A 15,723-nucleotide genomic window follows, 5' to 3' on the forward strand; every position below is an offset into this window, starting at 1 on the left:
GACATCACCGGCGCGCGGTATCCTGCGCGGCGCTGGGGCAATGACGAGGTGCGTGTGGCGGTGACTGGCAAACGTGGATGTCTGGCTGTGCTGGGCACGGCCCTGTTGCTCGTGGCGCTGCTGGCGATTGCGGCGCTGGTGGCGTGGCGGCATTACCTGCACTTTGCCGAGACACCGGTGAGCGCGAGCGCGCCCAGCGTGGTGATCGCGCCCGGCGATTCGCTCAAGGCCACGTTGCGCAAGTTGCGCGACGCCGGCGTGGCGCAGGGCACCGATCTGGAATGGCAGTTGCTCGCGCGCCAGGTCGATGCGGCCGGCAAACTCAAGGTGGGCGAATACGCGCTGGCGCCGGCGCTGTCGCCGCGCGAGCTGCTCGAACGCATGCGCCAGGGCCGGGTGATCCAGTACCGCTTCACCATCGTGGAAGGCTGGAACTTCCGCCAGCTGCGCGCCGCGATCGCCACCGCCATGCCGCTGCAGCAATCCATCGCTGCGCTGGACGATGCGGCGTTGATGGCGCGGCTGGGGTTCGCCAACCAGCACCCGGAAGGGCGCTTCCTGCCGGAAACCTATCTCTACCAGCGCGGCGACAGCGATCTGGACGTGCTCAAGCGTGCCCACCTGGCCATGGACAAGGCGCTGGCGCAGGCCTGGGAGCAGCGTGTTCCGGATCTGCCGCTCGGCTCGCCGGAACAGGCGTTGATCCTGGCCTCGATCATCGAAAAGGAAACCGCGCTGGGCTCGGAGCGTCCGCTGATTGCCGGCGTGTTCCTGCGCCGCCTGCAGCTGGGCATGAAGCTGCAAACCGACCCCACCGTGATCTACGGCATCGGCAGCAGCTACGACGGCAATATCCGCCGCCGCGACCTGACCACCGATACGCCGTACAACACCTACACGCGCACCGGCCTGACCCCGACGCCGATCGCCATGCCCGGCCGTGAGGCCTTGCTGGCGGCGGTGCGTCCGGCGCCGGGGAACGCCCTGTACTTCGTCGCGGTCGGCGATGGCACCGGCGCGCATGCGTTCTCGGCCACCCTGGCCGAACACAATGCCGCGGTCGCGCGTTACCTGCAGCGCCGTCGCCTGCCGCAACCGGAGCCCACTCCATGACCACTGCGTTTTCACCCTGGCAGCAGCGCGCCTACGACCAGACGCTGGCGGCACTGGACGCCGGCCGGCTCGGGCACGGCCTGCTGATCTGCGGGCCGGATGGCCTGGGCAAGCGTGCGGTGGCGCTGGCGCTGGCCGAGCACGTGCTGGCCAGCTCGCCGGACCCGGCGCTGGCGCAGCGCAGCCGGCAGCTGATCGCGGCCGGAACCCACCCGGACCTGCAGCTGATCTCGTTCATTCCCAACCGCACCGGCGACAAGCTGCGCACCGAGATCGTGATCGAGCAGGTACGCGAGATTTCGCAAAAGCTGTCGCTGACCCCGCAATACGGCATCGCCCAGATCGTGATCGTCGACCCGGCCGATGCGATCAATCGCGCCGCCTGCAACGCCTTGCTCAAGACGCTGGAAGAACCCTCGCCGGGGCGTTACCTGTGGTTGATCAGCGCGCAGCCGGCGCGCCTGCCGGCGACCATCCGCAGCCGCTGCCAGCGCCTGGAATTCAAGCTGCCGCCCGCGCACGAGGCGCTGGCCTGGCTGCTGTCGCAAGGTGTCGACGAGCGGGCTGCACAGGAAGCGCTGGATGCCGCACGCGGTCATCCGGGGCTTGCGGCACAGTGGCTGCGCGAGGATGGCCTGGCGGTGCGCCGCGCGGTGGCCCAGGACCTGGAGCAGATCGCCGCCGGGCGCGCCAGCGCAGTGGATATCGCGCAGCGCTGGACCAACGACGGCCAGGCCGACCAACGTCTGCGCCACGCGGCAGACCTTGCACTGGCACAGGCATCGGCCGGCTTGACCGATCCATCGCGGTTGCACAAGCTGGCAACCTGGTTCGACGCCGCCAATCGCACCCGCGATCTGCTGCGCACCACCGTCCGCGCCGATCTGGCTGTGACGGAATTGTTGCTGGCCTGGCGCGAGGGAGAGCGTCCGGCACGTTCTAGGGGAACTCGATGAGTGCAATGAATGCACGCCAGGGCATCTTGTCGCTGGCGTTAAAGGACAAGCCGGCGCTCTACAGCGCCTACATGCCGTTCGTGAAAGGCGGCGGCATCTTCGTGCCCACGCCCAAGCGCTACATGCTCGGCGACGAAGTCTTCCTGCTGCTGACCCTGCCGGACTCCAGCGAACGCCTGCCGGTGGCCGGCAAGGTGGTCTGGACCACCCCGGCCGGCGCGCAGGGCAACCGCGCCGCCGGCATCGGCGTGCAGTTCCCGGACGGCCCGGAAGGCGAAGGCGTGCGCAACAAGATCGAGATGTTGCTGGCGGGCCTGACGACCTCGGACAAGCCGACGCATACGATGTGAGGTCATGCGGTGTGAGGCGGGTGCGGGTGCGCGCGATCGCAACCGTGTTGGATGCGGGACATCGAAGCTGCGCATCGGGCGTTTGAACGGCGCCGAATCGAACGCCGCGTCATCGCTGCCAGCTAGCGCGAATGCCGCGCCCGGTCACCGGAACGCGGCGTTTTCGACCGCATCATCATCGCAGTGGATGAACCTGTTGACGATCGCCGCAGCTGCCCTATAATGTGCGGCTCGCGTCATCGGGCGGTTAGCTCAGCGGTAGAGCATTGCCTTCACACGGCAAGGGTCACAAGTTCGAACCTTGTACCGCCCACCATCGAAGCCCAGCAACAGCAAGGGTTTCAGCGCGAGAAGAAGAGCCGGCCATGCGCCGGCTTTTTTGTTGTCCTGCAGTGTCCTGCAAAGCCTGGGCGCCTGGCTCGGTTGAAGTGCTGGTATGGACGTGGCCGATGCCGTCGAATCGTCGTTGTCGCCGACATCCGTGCGAGTCGAGTGCAGAGCCCGTTGATTCAGTGGTTTGTTCAAGTCGCTGACAGCCGTGTTCATCCGGTTGTGCCTGCTTGTTGCAGGCTCGGGAACGAATCGCCATCCTGCAATCCCCCGCGTTGAAGAAGGAGTGGCGATGAAGGCGCTGCTTGGAAGTGCTCTGGTTGCAATGATGCTGCTGGCGGGCTGTGCCCGTGACGTGGGCGAGCAGTACGTGGGCAAGTGGGTCAACATGAAGTCGGAGAAGAACGTGCTCAGCATTGAGCACAACGGCGAGAGCTTCATCATTCGAGACACCACGCCGGAGCTGCTGGGCGGTGGCGTCAAGACCAGGAATCATCCGGCGATCTTGAACAAGGGCGTGCTGCAGGTATCCAACGCCGATGGCACCGTCAACTACGCAATCGACCAGGCGACCGGGCACCTGAGCACGGGCGATACCGAATACACGCGGGTCAAGTGATCGCTGCGCGCTCGCTCACTAGGTGAGTGCTGGGTGGCGTGCTGCATCTGCGGCGGGATCGCATCACCAACGTCGCGCCGACCCTGTCGTGTGATCGTGTCGCATGACCGGTCGCCACGGACCGCCAGTCTTGCGTGCTGACGACTCGCCGACCAACATCTGCGCTTGCGGCCCGAGCGCGCAAGCCAAAGCCCGCAGTTGCATCTCAAGCAGGCGATGCCGACGCGTGCGCCTGCATCCAGCGCCACAACGTCGTGCGCGAGACGCCGAGCGCCTGGGCGGCGAGGGCGCGATTGCCGTTTGCGCGATCGAGCGCGGCGCGGACCGCTGCGGCAGTGAGTTGCATGCGCGAGGTTGCAAGATCGCTGTATTCGGGGGCCGCCACGCTGTCGCCAGTACGCATGTCGAACAGCTCGGGTGCCCAGCGTTGCAATTGATCCAGGTCCAGGCTGTCGTGCGGTTGGGCCTTCCAGTGGATGCACAGGCGTTCGACCAGGTTGCGTAGTTCGCGCACGTTGCCCGGCCAGGTGTGCTGTTGCAGCCGCTGCAGCGCTGCTGGAGACAATGGCGACGGCAGCGCGCCGAGTTGCTGGAAGTAATGTGCCAGCAACAAGGCGATCTCGTGGGGGCGATGACGTAGCGGCGGCAGGGCGATGCGTAACGCTGCCAGGCGATAAAAAAGGTCGCGGCGGAAGCGCCCCTGTTCGACCAGGGCCTGCAATGGCTGCAGGCTGGCGGCGATGACGCGTACGTCGACGGCGACCGGCAGTGTGGCGCCGACACGCAGCACTTCGCGCTCTTCCAGCACGCGCAACAGGCGTGTCTGCAGCGGCATCGGCAGTTCGCCGATCTCGTCGAGAAACAGCGTGCCGTCCTGCGCGGCTTCGATCAGGCCGACATGGCCGCCGCGGCGTGCGCCGGTAAAGGCGCCGTCGCTGTAGCCGAACAATTCCGCTTCCAGCAGCGATTCGCTGATGGCGCCGCAGTTGATGGCGACGAAACGGCCGCGTCGTCGGCTGCCGGCATGCAACTGGCGTGCGACCAGTTCCTTGCCGGTGCCGGTCTCGCCGCTGATCAATACGGTGCCCGGATGGGGGGCGTACAGCTGCACCAGCTCGCGCACATGCGCGATTGCGGCGTCTTCGCCAAGTAATGCGTCGGTGCGCCGCACCCGGCGCGTGCCGGTGCGGCTGCCGCCGCGCTCGTTGCCGGGTGCGGTACCCAGCGCGATGGCGTGTTCGAGCGCCAGGCGGACCGAATCTGCCGAGTACAGCAGCACGCCGGGCAGACCGGCCTGCTCGGCGAAATCGATCGCCATGCCGGTGCCGACGATGACCTGGATGCCGCTGGCGCGCAGGTCGGCAATGCAGTCGCGCGCGTCTTCGGCGGTGACGAAGCGGCGGTGCTCGATGTCGAGGTCGAAGCTGTCCTGGAAGGCGCGGAACGAGGGCACGTCGGTGGCATGGGTGACCACGCCGATGCGCGGTGCGATGCGGCGTGCGCGCGCCAGCGCTTCCATCAGATCGAACCCGGTGGCCTGGATCGGCGCCAGTGGCAGTGCGAGCCGGCTACGCAGATAGGCGGCATTGGAGCCGCCGGCGACCAGTACGTCGCAGCGCTCGCGGCGCAGGCGCTGGCCGATGACCTCCACCGCCTCGGCAAAACCGAGGTTGACCTGCTCGATGCGCGCGCGCTGGTCGAACTCGGGGATGACGTCGGCCAGCAGGCCGGTCAGGCGAGAGACGCTGACGGTCCAGATGACCGGTGGAGAGGGCTCCATCGGCTCGGTAAACCTGGGGCTGCGCATCGTTGGTGCCGCGTTGCAAAGATGTTGCATGCTGCGCGTTGCGTTGCAGCTTTGCAACATATGGGTAGTTCTGGCCAAATCGAATCAATGACTTGGCGTTGGCATGCCATTTGCGCCTAATCCCGTATCCCAACCCTGGAATCGCCATGACGTCCTCACCCACCGCTTCCGCCGGCATGCGCTTCCGCGCTGCGCTGGCTGCCGAATCGCCGCTGCAGGTGATCGGTGCGATCAATGCCAACCATGCGCTGCTGGCGCAGCGTGCCGGCTACCAGGCCATCTACCTGTCTGGCGGCGGTGTGGCGGCCGGTTCGCTGGGGCTGCCGGACCTGGGCATCAATACGCTGGAAGACGTGCTGATCGACGTGCGCCGCATCACCGATGTCTGCGAGCTGCCGCTGCTGGTGGATGTGGACACCGGCTTCGGGCCGAGCGCGTTCAATATCGAGCGCACCATCAAGTCGCTGATCAAGGCGGGCGCAGCCGGCTGCCATATCGAGGACCAGGTCGGCGCCAAGCGTTGCGGGCATCGGCCGGGCAAGGAGATCGTCAGCCAGGCCGAGATGGTCGACCGGGTCAAGGCGGCGGCCGATGCCAAGACCGATGCGGCGTTCTTCTTGATTGCGCGCACCGATGCGATCCAGATGGAAGGCGTGGATGCGGCGATCGAACGTGCGATCGCCTGCGTGGAAGCCGGTGCCGACGGCATCTTTGCCGAAGCCGCGTACGACCTGGACACCTACAAGCGTTTTGTCGATGCAGTGGGCGTGCCGGTGCTGGCCAACATCACCGAATTTGGCAAGACACCGCTGTTTACGCGCGACCAGCTTGCGCAGGCCGGCGTGGCGATCCAGCTGTTTCCGCTGTCGGCATTCCGTGCGGCCAACAAGGCGGCCGAGGCAGTCTATACCGCGATTCGGCGCGATGGTCATCAGCAGGCCGTGCTGGACACCATGCAGACGCGCGAAGAGCTGTACGAGCGCATCGGCTACCACGGCTACGAGCAGCGCTTGGACGCGTTGTTTGCACGCAAAGTCGCATGATCGCGCCTTGCTGCGTGCAGGTTCCGCAACTTCATCCGTGACACCGCAACACGACACCGTTTGGGAGCGCATCGCATGAACGACACCGTCAATCCCGGCTTCAAGCCGAAGAAATCCGTCGCACTGTCCGGCACTGCTGCAGGCAACACCGCGCTGTGCACGGTGGGCCGCAGCGGCAACGATCTGCATTACCGTGGCTACGACATCCTGGATCTGGCCACCACCAGCGAGTTCGAGGAAATTGCCTATCTGCTTGTGCACGGCAAGCTGCCCAACGACGGCGAACTGCGCGGCTACAAGGCCAAGCTGCGTTCGCTGCGCGGCGTGCCGGCGGCAGTGAAAACCGCACTGGAGCAGCTGCCGCCGTCGGCGCATCCGATGGACGTGATGCGCACCGGGGTGTCGGTGCTGGGCTGCCTGCAGCCGGAAAAAGACGATCACAATCATCCCGGCGCGCGCGATATCGCCGACAAGCTGATGGCCTCGCTGGGCTCAATGCTGCTGTACTGGTACCACTACAGCCACAACGGCAAGCGCATCGAGGTGGAAACCGACGACGACTCGATCGGCGGGCACTTCCTGCATCTGCTGCACGGGTTTGCGCCGAAGGACTCGTGGGTGCGTGCGATGCACACCAGCCTGATCCTGTACGCCGAGCACGAGTTCAATGCCTCCACGTTTGCAAGCCGGGTGATCGCCGGCACCGGCAGCGACATGTACAGCGCCATCGCCGGCGGCATCGGCGCGTTGCGCGGGCCCAAGCATGGCGGCGCCAACGAGGTGGCCTTCGAGGTGCAGAAGCGCTACGACACCCCGGACGAGGCCGAGGCCGACATCAAGGCGCGTGTGGAACGCAAGGAAGTGGTGATCGGCTTCGGGCACCCGGTCTACACCGTGTCCGATCCGCGCAACAAGGTGATCAAGGACGTGGCGCGCGAACTCTCCGACGAGCAGGGCAGCCGCAAGATGTACGACATCGCCGAGCGCCTGGAGACGGTGATGTGGGACATCAAGAAGATGTTCCCGAACCTGGATTGGTTCAGTGCGGTCAGCTACCACATGATGGGCGTGCCGACGGCGATGTTTACGCCGCTGTTCGTGCTGGCGCGCACTGCCGGGTGGAGCGCGCACATCATCGAGCAGCGCATGGACGGCAAGATCATTCGTCCCTCGGCCAATTACACCGGCCCGGAAGATCAGGTCTTCGTACCGCTGGATCAACGCTCCTGAGGACGCGCCAGCGGTTGGATTAATCTGCCGATCGCCTTCGCTCAACGAAGGCGATCAGACGATGGCAACCGCAACAAGAGATGGCAGTCCCCCACACGCCGGAAATCCTGAATCCGATTCCCGAATCCCGAATCCCGAATCCCGAATACCCCCGCCCGCTTCGATATCGCCAGCCATGAACACCCAGTACCGCAAGCCCTTGCCGGGCACCTCGTTGGACTACTTCGATGCACGCGCCGCCGTGGATGCGCTGCAACCCGGCGCCTACGCAACGCTGCCGTACACCGCACGTGTGCATGCGGAGAATATGGTGCGGCGCGCCGAACCGCAGATGCTGGATGCGTACCTGCGCCAGCTGATCGAGCGCAAGCGCGACCTGGATTTTCCGTGGTTTCCGGCGCGGGTGGTCTGTCACGACATCCTGGGCCAGACCGCGCTGGTCGACCTGGCCGGGCTGCGCGATGCGATCGCCGAGCAGGGTGGCGACCCGGCGCAGGTCAACCCGGTGGTGCCGGTGCAGCTGATCGTCGATCACTCGCTGGCGGTGGAATACGCCGGTTTCGACAAGCAGGCCTTCGCCAAGAATCGCAGCGTGGAAGATCGCCGCAACGCCGACCGCTTCCACTTCATCGAGTGGACCAAGCGCGCATTCGAAAACATGGAAGTGATTCCGCCGGGCAACGGGATCATGCATCAGATCAATCTGGAGAAGATGTCGCCGGTGATCTACACGCTCGATGGCGTGGCGTTCCCCGATACCTGCGTAGGCACCGACAGCCACACCCCGCATGTGGATGCGCTGGGTGTGATCGCGGTGGGCGTGGGCGGGCTGGAAGCGGAAAACGTGATGCTGGGGCGCGCCTCGTGGATGCGGCTGCCCGACATCATCGGTGTGGAACTGCTGGGCCGGCCGGCGCCCGGCATTACCGCCACCGACATCGTGCTGGCCCTGACCGAGTTCCTGCGGCAGCAACGTGTGGTCGGTGCCTATCTGGAGTTCTACGGGGCCGGCGCCAGCGCGCTGACCATCGGCGATCGCGCGACCATCTCCAACATGACGCCGGAGTTCGGTGCCACTGCGGCGATGTTCTATATCGACCAGCAGACGTTGGATTACCTGCGCCTGACCGGGCGCGAGGACGCACAGATCGCCTTAGTGGAGACCTACGCACGCCACACCGGCCTGTGGGCGGATGACCTGGTCACAGCGCAGTACGAGCGTGTGCTGCAGTTCGACCTGTCGAGCGTGGTGCGCAACATGGCCGGGCCATCCAATCCGCACAAACGCGTGGCCACCAGCGAGCTGGCCGAGCGCGGCATTGCCGGCGTCTGGGATGCCGTGCCGGGCCAGATGCCCGATGGCGCGGTGATCATCGCGGCAATCACCTCATGCACCAATACCTCCAACCCACGCAATGTCATTGCCGCGGGCTTGCTGGCGCGCAATGCGAATGCACGCGGATTGACGCGCAAACCCTGGGTGAAAAGTTCGCTGGCGCCGGGTTCCAAGGCGGTGCAGTTGTACCTGGAAGAGGCCGAGTTGCTGGGCGAACTGGAACAACTGGGTTTCGGCATCGTCGCGTTTGCCTGCACCACCTGTAATGGCATGAGCGGCGCGCTGGACCCTGCGATCCAGCAGGAGATCATCGACCGCGATCTGTATGCCACCGCAGTGTTGTCGGGCAACCGCAATTTCGACGGGCGCATCCATCCGTATGCGAAGCAGGCGTTTCTGGCATCGCCGCCGTTGGTGATTGCCTATGCCATCGCCGGCACGGTGCGCTTCGATATCGAAAAGGATGTGCTGGGCATCGATGCCGATGGCGTGCCGGTGACGCTCAAGGACCTGTGGCCGAGCGATGCGGAGATCGATGCGGTGGTGGCGCGCAGCGTCAAGCCGGAGCACTTCCGCAGCGTCTACGACCCGATGTTCAAGCGCAGCGTGGGGCAGGGCATCCAGGTGAGCCCGTTGTACGACTGGCGGCCGGCCAGTACCTACATCCGGCGCCCGCCGTACTGGGAAGGCGCGCTCGCCGGTGCACGCAGCTTGCGGGGCCTGCGCCCGTTGGCGGTGCTGGGCGATAACATCACCACCGACCATCTGTCGCCGTCGAATGCGATCCTGGCCGGCAGCGCGGCAGGCGAATACCTGGCGCGGATGGGCGTGCCGGAGGAAGACTTCAATTCCTACGCCACCCATCGCGGCGATCACCTCACCGCGCAGCGCGCCACCTTCGCCAACCCCAAACTGGTCAACGAAATGGCGGTGGTCGATGGACAGGTCACCGCCGGTTCGCTGACGCGGCTGGAACCGGAAGGGCAGGTGCTGCGCATGTGGGAGGCGATCGAAACCTACATGATGCGCAAGCAGCCGCTGATCATCATTGCCGGTGCCGATTACGGGCAGGGCTCCTCGCGCGACTGGGCGGCCAAGGGCGTGCGTCTGGCCGGGGTGGAGGTGATCGTGGCCGAAGGCTTCGAGCGGATCCACCGCACCAACCTGATCGGCATGGGCGTGTTGCCGCTGGAGTTCAAGCCGGGCACCGACCGCAAGACGCTGGGCATCGATGGCAGCGAAACCTTCGATGTGGTCGGCGAGCGCACGCCGGGCGCCACGCTGACGCTGTCGATCCATCGGCGCAACGGCGAGCAGGTGCAGGTGCCGGTCACCTGCCGCCTGGACACCGCCGAGGAAGTGTCCATCTACGAGGCGGGCGGCGTGCTGCAACGGTTTGCGCAGGATTTTCTTGAGGCCTCGGCAGCCTGATTGCTTCGACGCCCGAGGACGCCAGTTCTCGCGCTTGCACCCACCCGTGCAGGCGCGCACACTTTGGCAATCTTTGCCATCAGGAGGTTGCGTGGCCACGATGAATATCTCTTTGCCCGACGAGCTCAAGCAGTTCGTCGATCAGCAAGTCCAGGAGCATGCCTACGGTTCCAGCAGCGAGTACCTGCGCGAACTGATCCGCAAGCAACGTGATGTGGAACAGCTGCGTGGGTTGCTGCTGGATGGGGCCAACTCCGGGCCGGCCGTGGCAACGGAGCCTGATTTCTTCGACAAGATGCGTGAGCGCGCGCAGGCACGCGCTGCCAGCAAGTGAAGCCGGCGCGCTGGCGCCCATTGGCGCTGCGTGACGTCGACGAAGCCGCTGCGTGGTATGGCGAACAAGCCGGGCTAGCGCTGGAACTGGCGTTTACCGACGCGCTGGAGTCGGCGGTCAAGATGCTGATGCAACACCCGGGTGTCGGTTCCAGCCGACATGCGGTGCTTTTGAAGCTGCAGGACCTGCGGGTGTGGCCACTCAAGGGATTTCCCTATTTGATTTTCTACATCGAACGCGACACGGACATCGTCATCTGGCGTGTGCTGCAGATGCAGCGCGACATTCCTGCGTGGATGAGCGGCGACGCCTGAGCGGTTCGACGCCAGTTTTGCCTCAACTCTACGGCAGCGCCGCAGTCAGTGCGTCTTCGCTGTGATCACGATCAACCGAGATAGACCAAGCCCATGACCCCGCTCCCCCAACTCCGCATCCCGGCCACCTACATGCGTGGCGGCACCAGCAAGGGCGTGTTCTTTCGCCTGCAGGATCTGCCCGCTGCCGCGCAGCAGCCCGGGCCTGCGCGCGATGCGTTGCTGCTGCGGGTGATCGGCAGCCCCGATCCCTACGGCAAGCAGATCGATGGCATGGGCGGGGCGACCTCCAGCACCAGCAAGAGCGTGATCGTGTCGGCCAGTACCCGTGCCGGGCACGATGTGGACTACCTGTTCGGGCAGGTGTCCATCGACAGCGCGTTCGTGGACTGGAGCGGCAACTGCGGCAACCTGTCGGCGGCGGTGGGGCCGTTTGCGATCGCCAATGGCCTGGTCGATGCCGCGCGGGTGCCGCGCGACGGCTTGGCAACGGTGCGGATCTGGCAGGCCAATATCGGCAAGACCATCGTGGCGCATGTGCCGATGACCGATGGCCAGGTGCAGGAAACCGGCGACTTCGAACTGGATGGGGTGACCTTTCCTGCCGCCGAAGTGCAGCTGGAATTTCTCGACCCGGCCGACGATGCCGAAGGCGAGGGCGGGGCGATGTTCCCCACCGGCCAGCTGATCGATCAGCTGGAGATTCCCGGCCTGGGCACGATCGCCGCAACGCTGATCAATGCCGGCATTCCGACCATCTTCGTCAACGCGCGCGACCTGGGCTATACCGGTACCGAGCTGCAGGAAGCGATCAATGGCGACCCGCGTGCATTGACGATGTTCGAGACCCTGCGTGCGCACGGCGCGGTGCGGATGGGCTTGATTGCGAAGGTGGAAGACGCAGCGACGCGGCAGCACACGCCGAAGGTGGCGTTCGTGGCGCCGCCGGCCGATTACACCGCCTCCAGCGGCAAACCGGTACATGCCGCCGAGCTCGATCTGCTGGTGCGCGCGATGTCGATGGGCAAGTTGCATCACGCCATGATGGGCACCGCCGCGGTGGCGATCGGCACCGCGGCCGCGGTGCCCGGCACCCTGGTCAATCTGGCGGCGGGCGGCGCGGCGCGTTCTGCGGTGCGTTTCGGGCATCCCTCCGGGACCTTGCGCGTCGGCGCCGAGGCGCAGCTGGTGGACGGCCAGTGGCAGGTAACCAAGGCGCTGATGAGTCGTAGTGCGCGGGTGCTGATGGAAGGCTGGGTGCGGGTGCCGGTCGACGCCGCCGGGGGCGGCTGATCGCCCGCTGAGACCGGGCAGGCCCCAACGCACAAATTGCATGCGCGTGTTGCATTAATTCGAACGCATCTTCGAATTCGGAAAACTTTTTCGCACGCGCTCTGCCAAATTTGTGTAAATCGTGTTAATTCTGTTGCAACGCGGCATGCAGATCAGGCCGCTCCGCCAACCGAATTCGGAGTCTTCCCATGTCCGCCAGCCGGTCGCTCAAGATCAGCGCGCTCGCCGTTGCCGTTGCTTCCCTTCTCCCGCTCCATGCTGCTGCCCAGCAGGCGCCCGGCGACGACGGTGTCGTGCGCCTGGACGCGGTCAAGGTCACGGTCGAGCGCCGCTCGGAAGATTCCAAGGACGTGCCGGTCTCGGCATCGGTGCTGCGTCCGGAGTTCCTGGACGCCATCTCCACCAGCGGCTCGGATATCCGCGTGCTCGCGGGCAAGGCGCCCAGCCTCAACATCGAATCGTCCAACGGCCGTGTGTTCCCGCGCGTGTACATCCGCGGCTACGGCAACACCGACTTCAACACCTATGCCTCGCAGCCGGTGTCGCTGATCTATGACGACGTGGTGCAGGAAAACGCATTCCTGAAGGGCTTCCCGATCTTCGATCTGGAAGGCCTGGAAGTGCTGCGCGGCCCGCAGGGCACGCTGTTCGGCCGCAACACGCCGGCCGGCGTGGTCAAGTTCAACTCGGTCAAGCCGGCCATCGGCGCCAATGACGGCTACGCCAGCCTGTCCTACGGCACCTACGGCACCATGACCCTGGAAAGCGGCCTGAGCATCGCCATGGGCGACCATTGGGCGGCGCGTCTGTCCACGCTGGGCCAGCGCCGCGACGACTGGGTGGAAAACCGCGATGGCCGCGATCTGGAAGGCTATACCGACTCGGCCGTGCGCCTGCAGCTGCTGTACCAAGCCAGCGACGATTTCAGCGCCTTGTTCAACGCGCATGCGCGTCACCTGGACGGCACCGCACGCTTGTTCCGCGCCAACATCATCCAGCCCGGCACCAACCAGCTGGTGGACGGCTTCGACGAAGAGAAGTCCTTCATCGACGGCGCCAACAACCAGGAACTGCAGACCTACGGCGGCAGCGCCAATCTGACCTGGGACCTGGGCGACATCGCGCTGCACTCGATCACTGCCTACGAAGGCATCGGCAAGTACTACAGCCGCGGCGATATCGACGGCGGCTTCGGCGCGGTGTTCGCACCGCCGTCCGGCCCGGGCGTGATTCCGTTCCCGGTGGAAACCGCCGGCGGCATCAAGAGCCTGGACCAGTACAGCCAGGAACTGCGTGCCGAATCGCAATACGAAGGCCCGCTCAACTGGCAGGCCGGCCTGTACTACTTCCACGACGATGTGGAAGGCGAAAACTACACCTACAACACCTTCAGCGGCGGCGATCTGGCCAGCTACCAGCTGACCCGTCAGCGCAATACCTCGTGGGCAGCGTTCGGCTCGTTGAACTACGCGGCCACCGATCGCCTGAACCTGCGCGCCGGCATCCGCTACACCTACGACAAGAAGACCTTCGACGTGCTGGCGCTGGACCGCGTCACGCTGGTCGAGCCGTCCAGCGGCGAGACCGACAACTCCAAGGTCACCGGCGATCTGGCGGCCACCTTCGCCATCAACGACGACGTCAACGTGTACGCCCGTGCCGCACGCGGTTTCCGCGGCGCCAGCTTCGGCGTGCCTTCGGGCACCGCGCCGCTGACCGTGGCCGAGCCGGAGACGGTGGATTCGTTCGAGATCGGCATCAAGTCCGACCTGTTCGACAACCGCGCGCGTCTGAGCTTTGACATCTACGATTTCCGCGTCAAGAACCAGCAGCTCACCGCAGTGGGCGGCGTCTCCAACGACGTGCGCCTGCTCAACGCCGACAAGACCAAGGCGCGCGGCGCCGAGTTCGACTTCGAAGCGCTGCTCACCCAGAACCTGCGCGTCACCGCCGGCGGCGCCTACAACTGGACCCGCATCGACGACCCGACCCTGTCGGTGGGCGTGTGCCGCACCTGCACCGTGACCGACCCGCTCAATGCGGCCGGCAACGCCATCATCGACGGCAACGACCTGCCGCAGGCTGCCAAGTGGATGGCCAACGCCACCCTGCGTTACGGCATCCCGATGGGCAACGACGGCGAGCTGTTCTTCTACACCGACTGGTCCTACCGCAGCGAAGTGAACTTCTTCCTGTACGACTCCAAGGAGTTCACCGGCCAGCCGCTGGTCGAGGGCGGCGCCAAGATCGGCTACAACTGGGGCGCGGGCGCGTACGAGTTGTCGGTGTTCTGCCGCAACTGCACCAACCAGATCCGCGTGACCGGTGCGATCGACTTCAACAACCTCACCGGCTTCATCAACGACCCGCGCATCGTCGGTGCGCAGTTCCGCGCCAACTTCTGATCGGCGTCGTGGTGTAGCACTATCGAACCGCCGGCCAATATGCCGGCGGTTTTTTTTATGGTCGCAGGAGTGGATGCATGCAGCGGAGATGGCGAAACATGTGGTGGATGCTGGGGCTGTGGTGTGCGTCGGCAGTGGCATGGGCGCAGACGCCTGCCGCCACTGCCGCGCAGCCAACGCCCACATCGACGTCGACGTCCCCCGAGTTGCTGGTGGTCTCCACCGATATCGGCGACGACATCGACGATGCGTTTGCGCTCGGGTTGTTGCTGCGTAGCCCGCAGCTGCATGTGCTGGGCATCGCATCGGCCTGGGGCGACACCAGCGTGCGTGCGCAGTTGCTGCAGCGCCTGTTGCAGCAGGCCGGGCGCAGCGAGATTCCGTTGGCGGTGGGCGCACGCACCACCAGCGCGATCCCCTTCAGCCAGGCGCGCTGGGCCGCCAGGGGACAGTTGCCCGGCAAGCTGCCGGATGCGGCGGCGATGATCCTGCAGCAGGCGCGCCTGCATCCTGGCAAGGTGACCTTGCTGGTATTGGGGCCGATGACCGACGCCGCAGTGGCGCAGCAGCGCGACCCGGCCGGCTTTGCCAAGCTCAAGCGTATCGTGGCGATGGGCGGTTCGGTGCGCATCGGCTATGGCAAGTCGGCCTATCGTCCGGCCAGCGCGCCGGTGCCGGAGTACAACATCCTGGCCGATGTACCGGCGGCGCAGCGGGTATTCGCGGCCGGCGTGCCGATCGTGTTGCTGCCCTTGGACGCCACCCAGATCACGCTGGAAGAACCCGAGCGCATCGCCTTGTTTGCACATGGCGATGGGCTCACCGATGCGCTCACCCAGCTGTATTACCAGTGGCGCAATACCGACCAGCCCTGGGCCAGCGCCACGCCGACCTTGTTCGACGCAGTGCCGGTGGCCTGGCTGCTGCGCCCCGACCTGTGCCCGACCACGCCGCTGCATCTGGACGTCGATGCGCAGGGCTACACCCGCGAAGGCGCAGGCACACCGAACGTGCAGGCCTGCCTGCGCGCGGACAAGCCGGCGTTGATCGACCTGTACATGCGCACGGTGCTGCAGTTGCGCTAGGAGTGGCTATCAAGATGTGGTGAGCGCCGGCTTGGTGGCGAGCGCAGTGGTTTTATTGGCCGTACTTTGGGATGCAG

At 65.6% G+C, this 15,723-nt stretch carries 13 protein-coding genes and 1 tRNA gene; 13 read left to right on the forward strand and 1 reads right to left on the reverse strand.

What is annotated here, in order from left to right; translation table 11 throughout:
* Positions 1-48: 48 nt before the first annotated feature.
* The 5 genes from mltG (at position 49) to AC06DU_RS05470 (ending at position 3,368) form a co-directional block, all read left to right on the forward strand.
* A complete protein-coding gene (gene mltG / locus AC06DU_RS05450) occupies positions 49-1,113 on the forward strand; it encodes an endolytic transglycosylase MltG (protein WP_478203734.1) in 1,065 nt (354 codons plus the stop codon).
* Positions 1,110-2,069, forward strand: coding sequence for a DNA polymerase III subunit delta' (locus AC06DU_RS05455; protein ID WP_039523908.1), 960 nt, complete (start codon positions 1,110-1,112; stop codon positions 2,067-2,069). The genes mltG and AC06DU_RS05455 overlap by 4 nt, the downstream gene beginning before the upstream one ends.
* Positions 2,066-2,419, forward strand: a complete 354-nt coding sequence (locus AC06DU_RS05460; protein WP_024938459.1) for a PilZ domain-containing protein — start codon at positions 2,066-2,068, stop codon at positions 2,417-2,419. Before AC06DU_RS05455 ends, AC06DU_RS05460 begins: the two co-directional genes overlap by 4 nt.
* 241 nt (positions 2,420-2,660) lie before the next feature.
* A tRNA-Val gene (locus AC06DU_RS05465) sits at positions 2,661-2,735 on the forward strand.
* Positions 2,736-3,041: 306 nt separating this feature from the next.
* On the forward strand, positions 3,042-3,368 hold the full coding sequence (locus AC06DU_RS05470) for a hypothetical protein (RefSeq protein WP_039523911.1): 327 nt from the start codon (positions 3,042-3,044) through the stop codon (positions 3,366-3,368).
* Between the two features lie 205 nt (positions 3,369-3,573).
* Here the strand turns inward: AC06DU_RS05470 and prpR are convergent, their stop codons facing one another.
* Positions 3,574-5,175, reverse strand: coding sequence for a propionate catabolism operon regulatory protein PrpR (gene prpR / locus AC06DU_RS05475; RefSeq protein ID WP_478203735.1), 1,602 nt, complete (start codon positions 5,173-5,175; stop codon positions 3,574-3,576).
* 146 nt (positions 5,176-5,321) lie between these two features.
* Between prpR and prpB the strand changes: the two genes are divergently transcribed.
* The 8 genes from prpB to AC06DU_RS05515 all read left to right on the forward strand — a co-directional run bounded on the left by prpB (position 5,322) and on the right by AC06DU_RS05515 (position 15,646).
* A complete protein-coding gene (prpB, locus tag AC06DU_RS05480) occupies positions 5,322-6,218 on the forward strand; it encodes a methylisocitrate lyase (protein WP_478203737.1) in 897 nt (298 codons plus the stop codon).
* A 75-nt stretch (positions 6,219-6,293) separates the two neighbouring features.
* Entirely contained in the window at positions 6,294-7,448 is a 1,155-nt protein-coding gene (gene prpC, locus AC06DU_RS05485; protein ID WP_102256895.1) for a bifunctional 2-methylcitrate synthase/citrate synthase, read from the forward strand.
* A 175-nt stretch (positions 7,449-7,623) separates the two neighbouring features.
* Positions 7,624-10,215, forward strand: coding sequence for a Fe/S-dependent 2-methylisocitrate dehydratase AcnD (gene acnD, locus AC06DU_RS05490; RefSeq protein ID WP_478203738.1), 2,592 nt, complete (start codon positions 7,624-7,626; stop codon positions 10,213-10,215).
* Between the two features lie 91 nt (positions 10,216-10,306).
* On the forward strand, positions 10,307-10,549 hold the full coding sequence (locus tag AC06DU_RS05495; RefSeq protein WP_029220676.1) for a type II toxin-antitoxin system ParD family antitoxin: 243 nt from the start codon (positions 10,307-10,309) through the stop codon (positions 10,547-10,549).
* A 20-nt stretch (positions 10,550-10,569) separates the two neighbouring features.
* Positions 10,570-10,863: a type II toxin-antitoxin system RelE/ParE family toxin gene (locus AC06DU_RS05500; RefSeq protein WP_221434536.1), complete on the forward strand. Its 294-nt coding sequence runs from the start codon at positions 10,570-10,572 to the stop codon at positions 10,861-10,863.
* A 93-nt stretch (positions 10,864-10,956) separates the two neighbouring features.
* A complete protein-coding gene (gene prpF / locus AC06DU_RS05505; protein WP_478203740.1) occupies positions 10,957-12,156 on the forward strand; it encodes a 2-methylaconitate cis-trans isomerase PrpF in 1,200 nt (399 codons plus the stop codon).
* Between the two features lie 188 nt (positions 12,157-12,344).
* On the forward strand, positions 12,345-14,561 hold the full coding sequence (locus AC06DU_RS05510) for a TonB-dependent receptor (protein ID WP_039523923.1): 2,217 nt from the start codon (positions 12,345-12,347) through the stop codon (positions 14,559-14,561).
* Positions 14,562-14,668: 107 nt separating this feature from the next.
* Positions 14,669-15,646 carry a nucleoside hydrolase gene (locus AC06DU_RS05515; protein ID WP_478204366.1) on the forward strand — a complete coding sequence of 326 codons (978 nt, stop codon included), beginning with the start codon at positions 14,669-14,671 and terminating at the stop codon, positions 15,644-15,646.
* The last annotated feature ends 77 nt before the right edge of the window (positions 15,647-15,723 follow it).

It is taken from the genome of Xanthomonas sp. NCPPB 3200, assembly GCF_056393585.1.

Bases quoted from the DNA above. Each gene is read 5' to 3' on its own strand.
- AC06DU_RS05455 (WP_039523908.1), top strand. From the start codon at position 1,110: ATGACCACTGCGTTTTCACCCTGGCAGCAGCGCGCCTACGACCAGACG.
- AC06DU_RS05460 (WP_024938459.1), top strand. From the start codon at position 2,066: ATGAGTGCAATGAATGCACGCCAGGGCATCTTGTCGCTGGCGTTAAAG.
- AC06DU_RS05470 (WP_039523911.1), top strand. From the start codon at position 3,042: ATGAAGGCGCTGCTTGGAAGTGCTCTGGTTGCAATGATGCTGCTGGCG.
- prpR (WP_478203735.1), bottom strand. From the start codon at position 5,175: ATGCGCAGCCCCAGGTTTACCGAGCCGATGGAGCCCTCTCCACCGGTC.
- prpB (WP_478203737.1), top strand. From the start codon at position 5,322: ATGACGTCCTCACCCACCGCTTCCGCCGGCATGCGCTTCCGCGCTGCG.
- prpC (WP_102256895.1), top strand. From the start codon at position 6,294: ATGAACGACACCGTCAATCCCGGCTTCAAGCCGAAGAAATCCGTCGCA.
- acnD (WP_478203738.1), top strand. From the start codon at position 7,624: ATGAACACCCAGTACCGCAAGCCCTTGCCGGGCACCTCGTTGGACTAC.
- prpF (WP_478203740.1), top strand. From the start codon at position 10,957: ATGACCCCGCTCCCCCAACTCCGCATCCCGGCCACCTACATGCGTGGC.
- AC06DU_RS05510 (WP_039523923.1), top strand. From the start codon at position 12,345: ATGTCCGCCAGCCGGTCGCTCAAGATCAGCGCGCTCGCCGTTGCCGTT.
- AC06DU_RS05515 (WP_478204366.1), top strand. From the start codon at position 14,669: ATGCTGGGGCTGTGGTGTGCGTCGGCAGTGGCATGGGCGCAGACGCCT.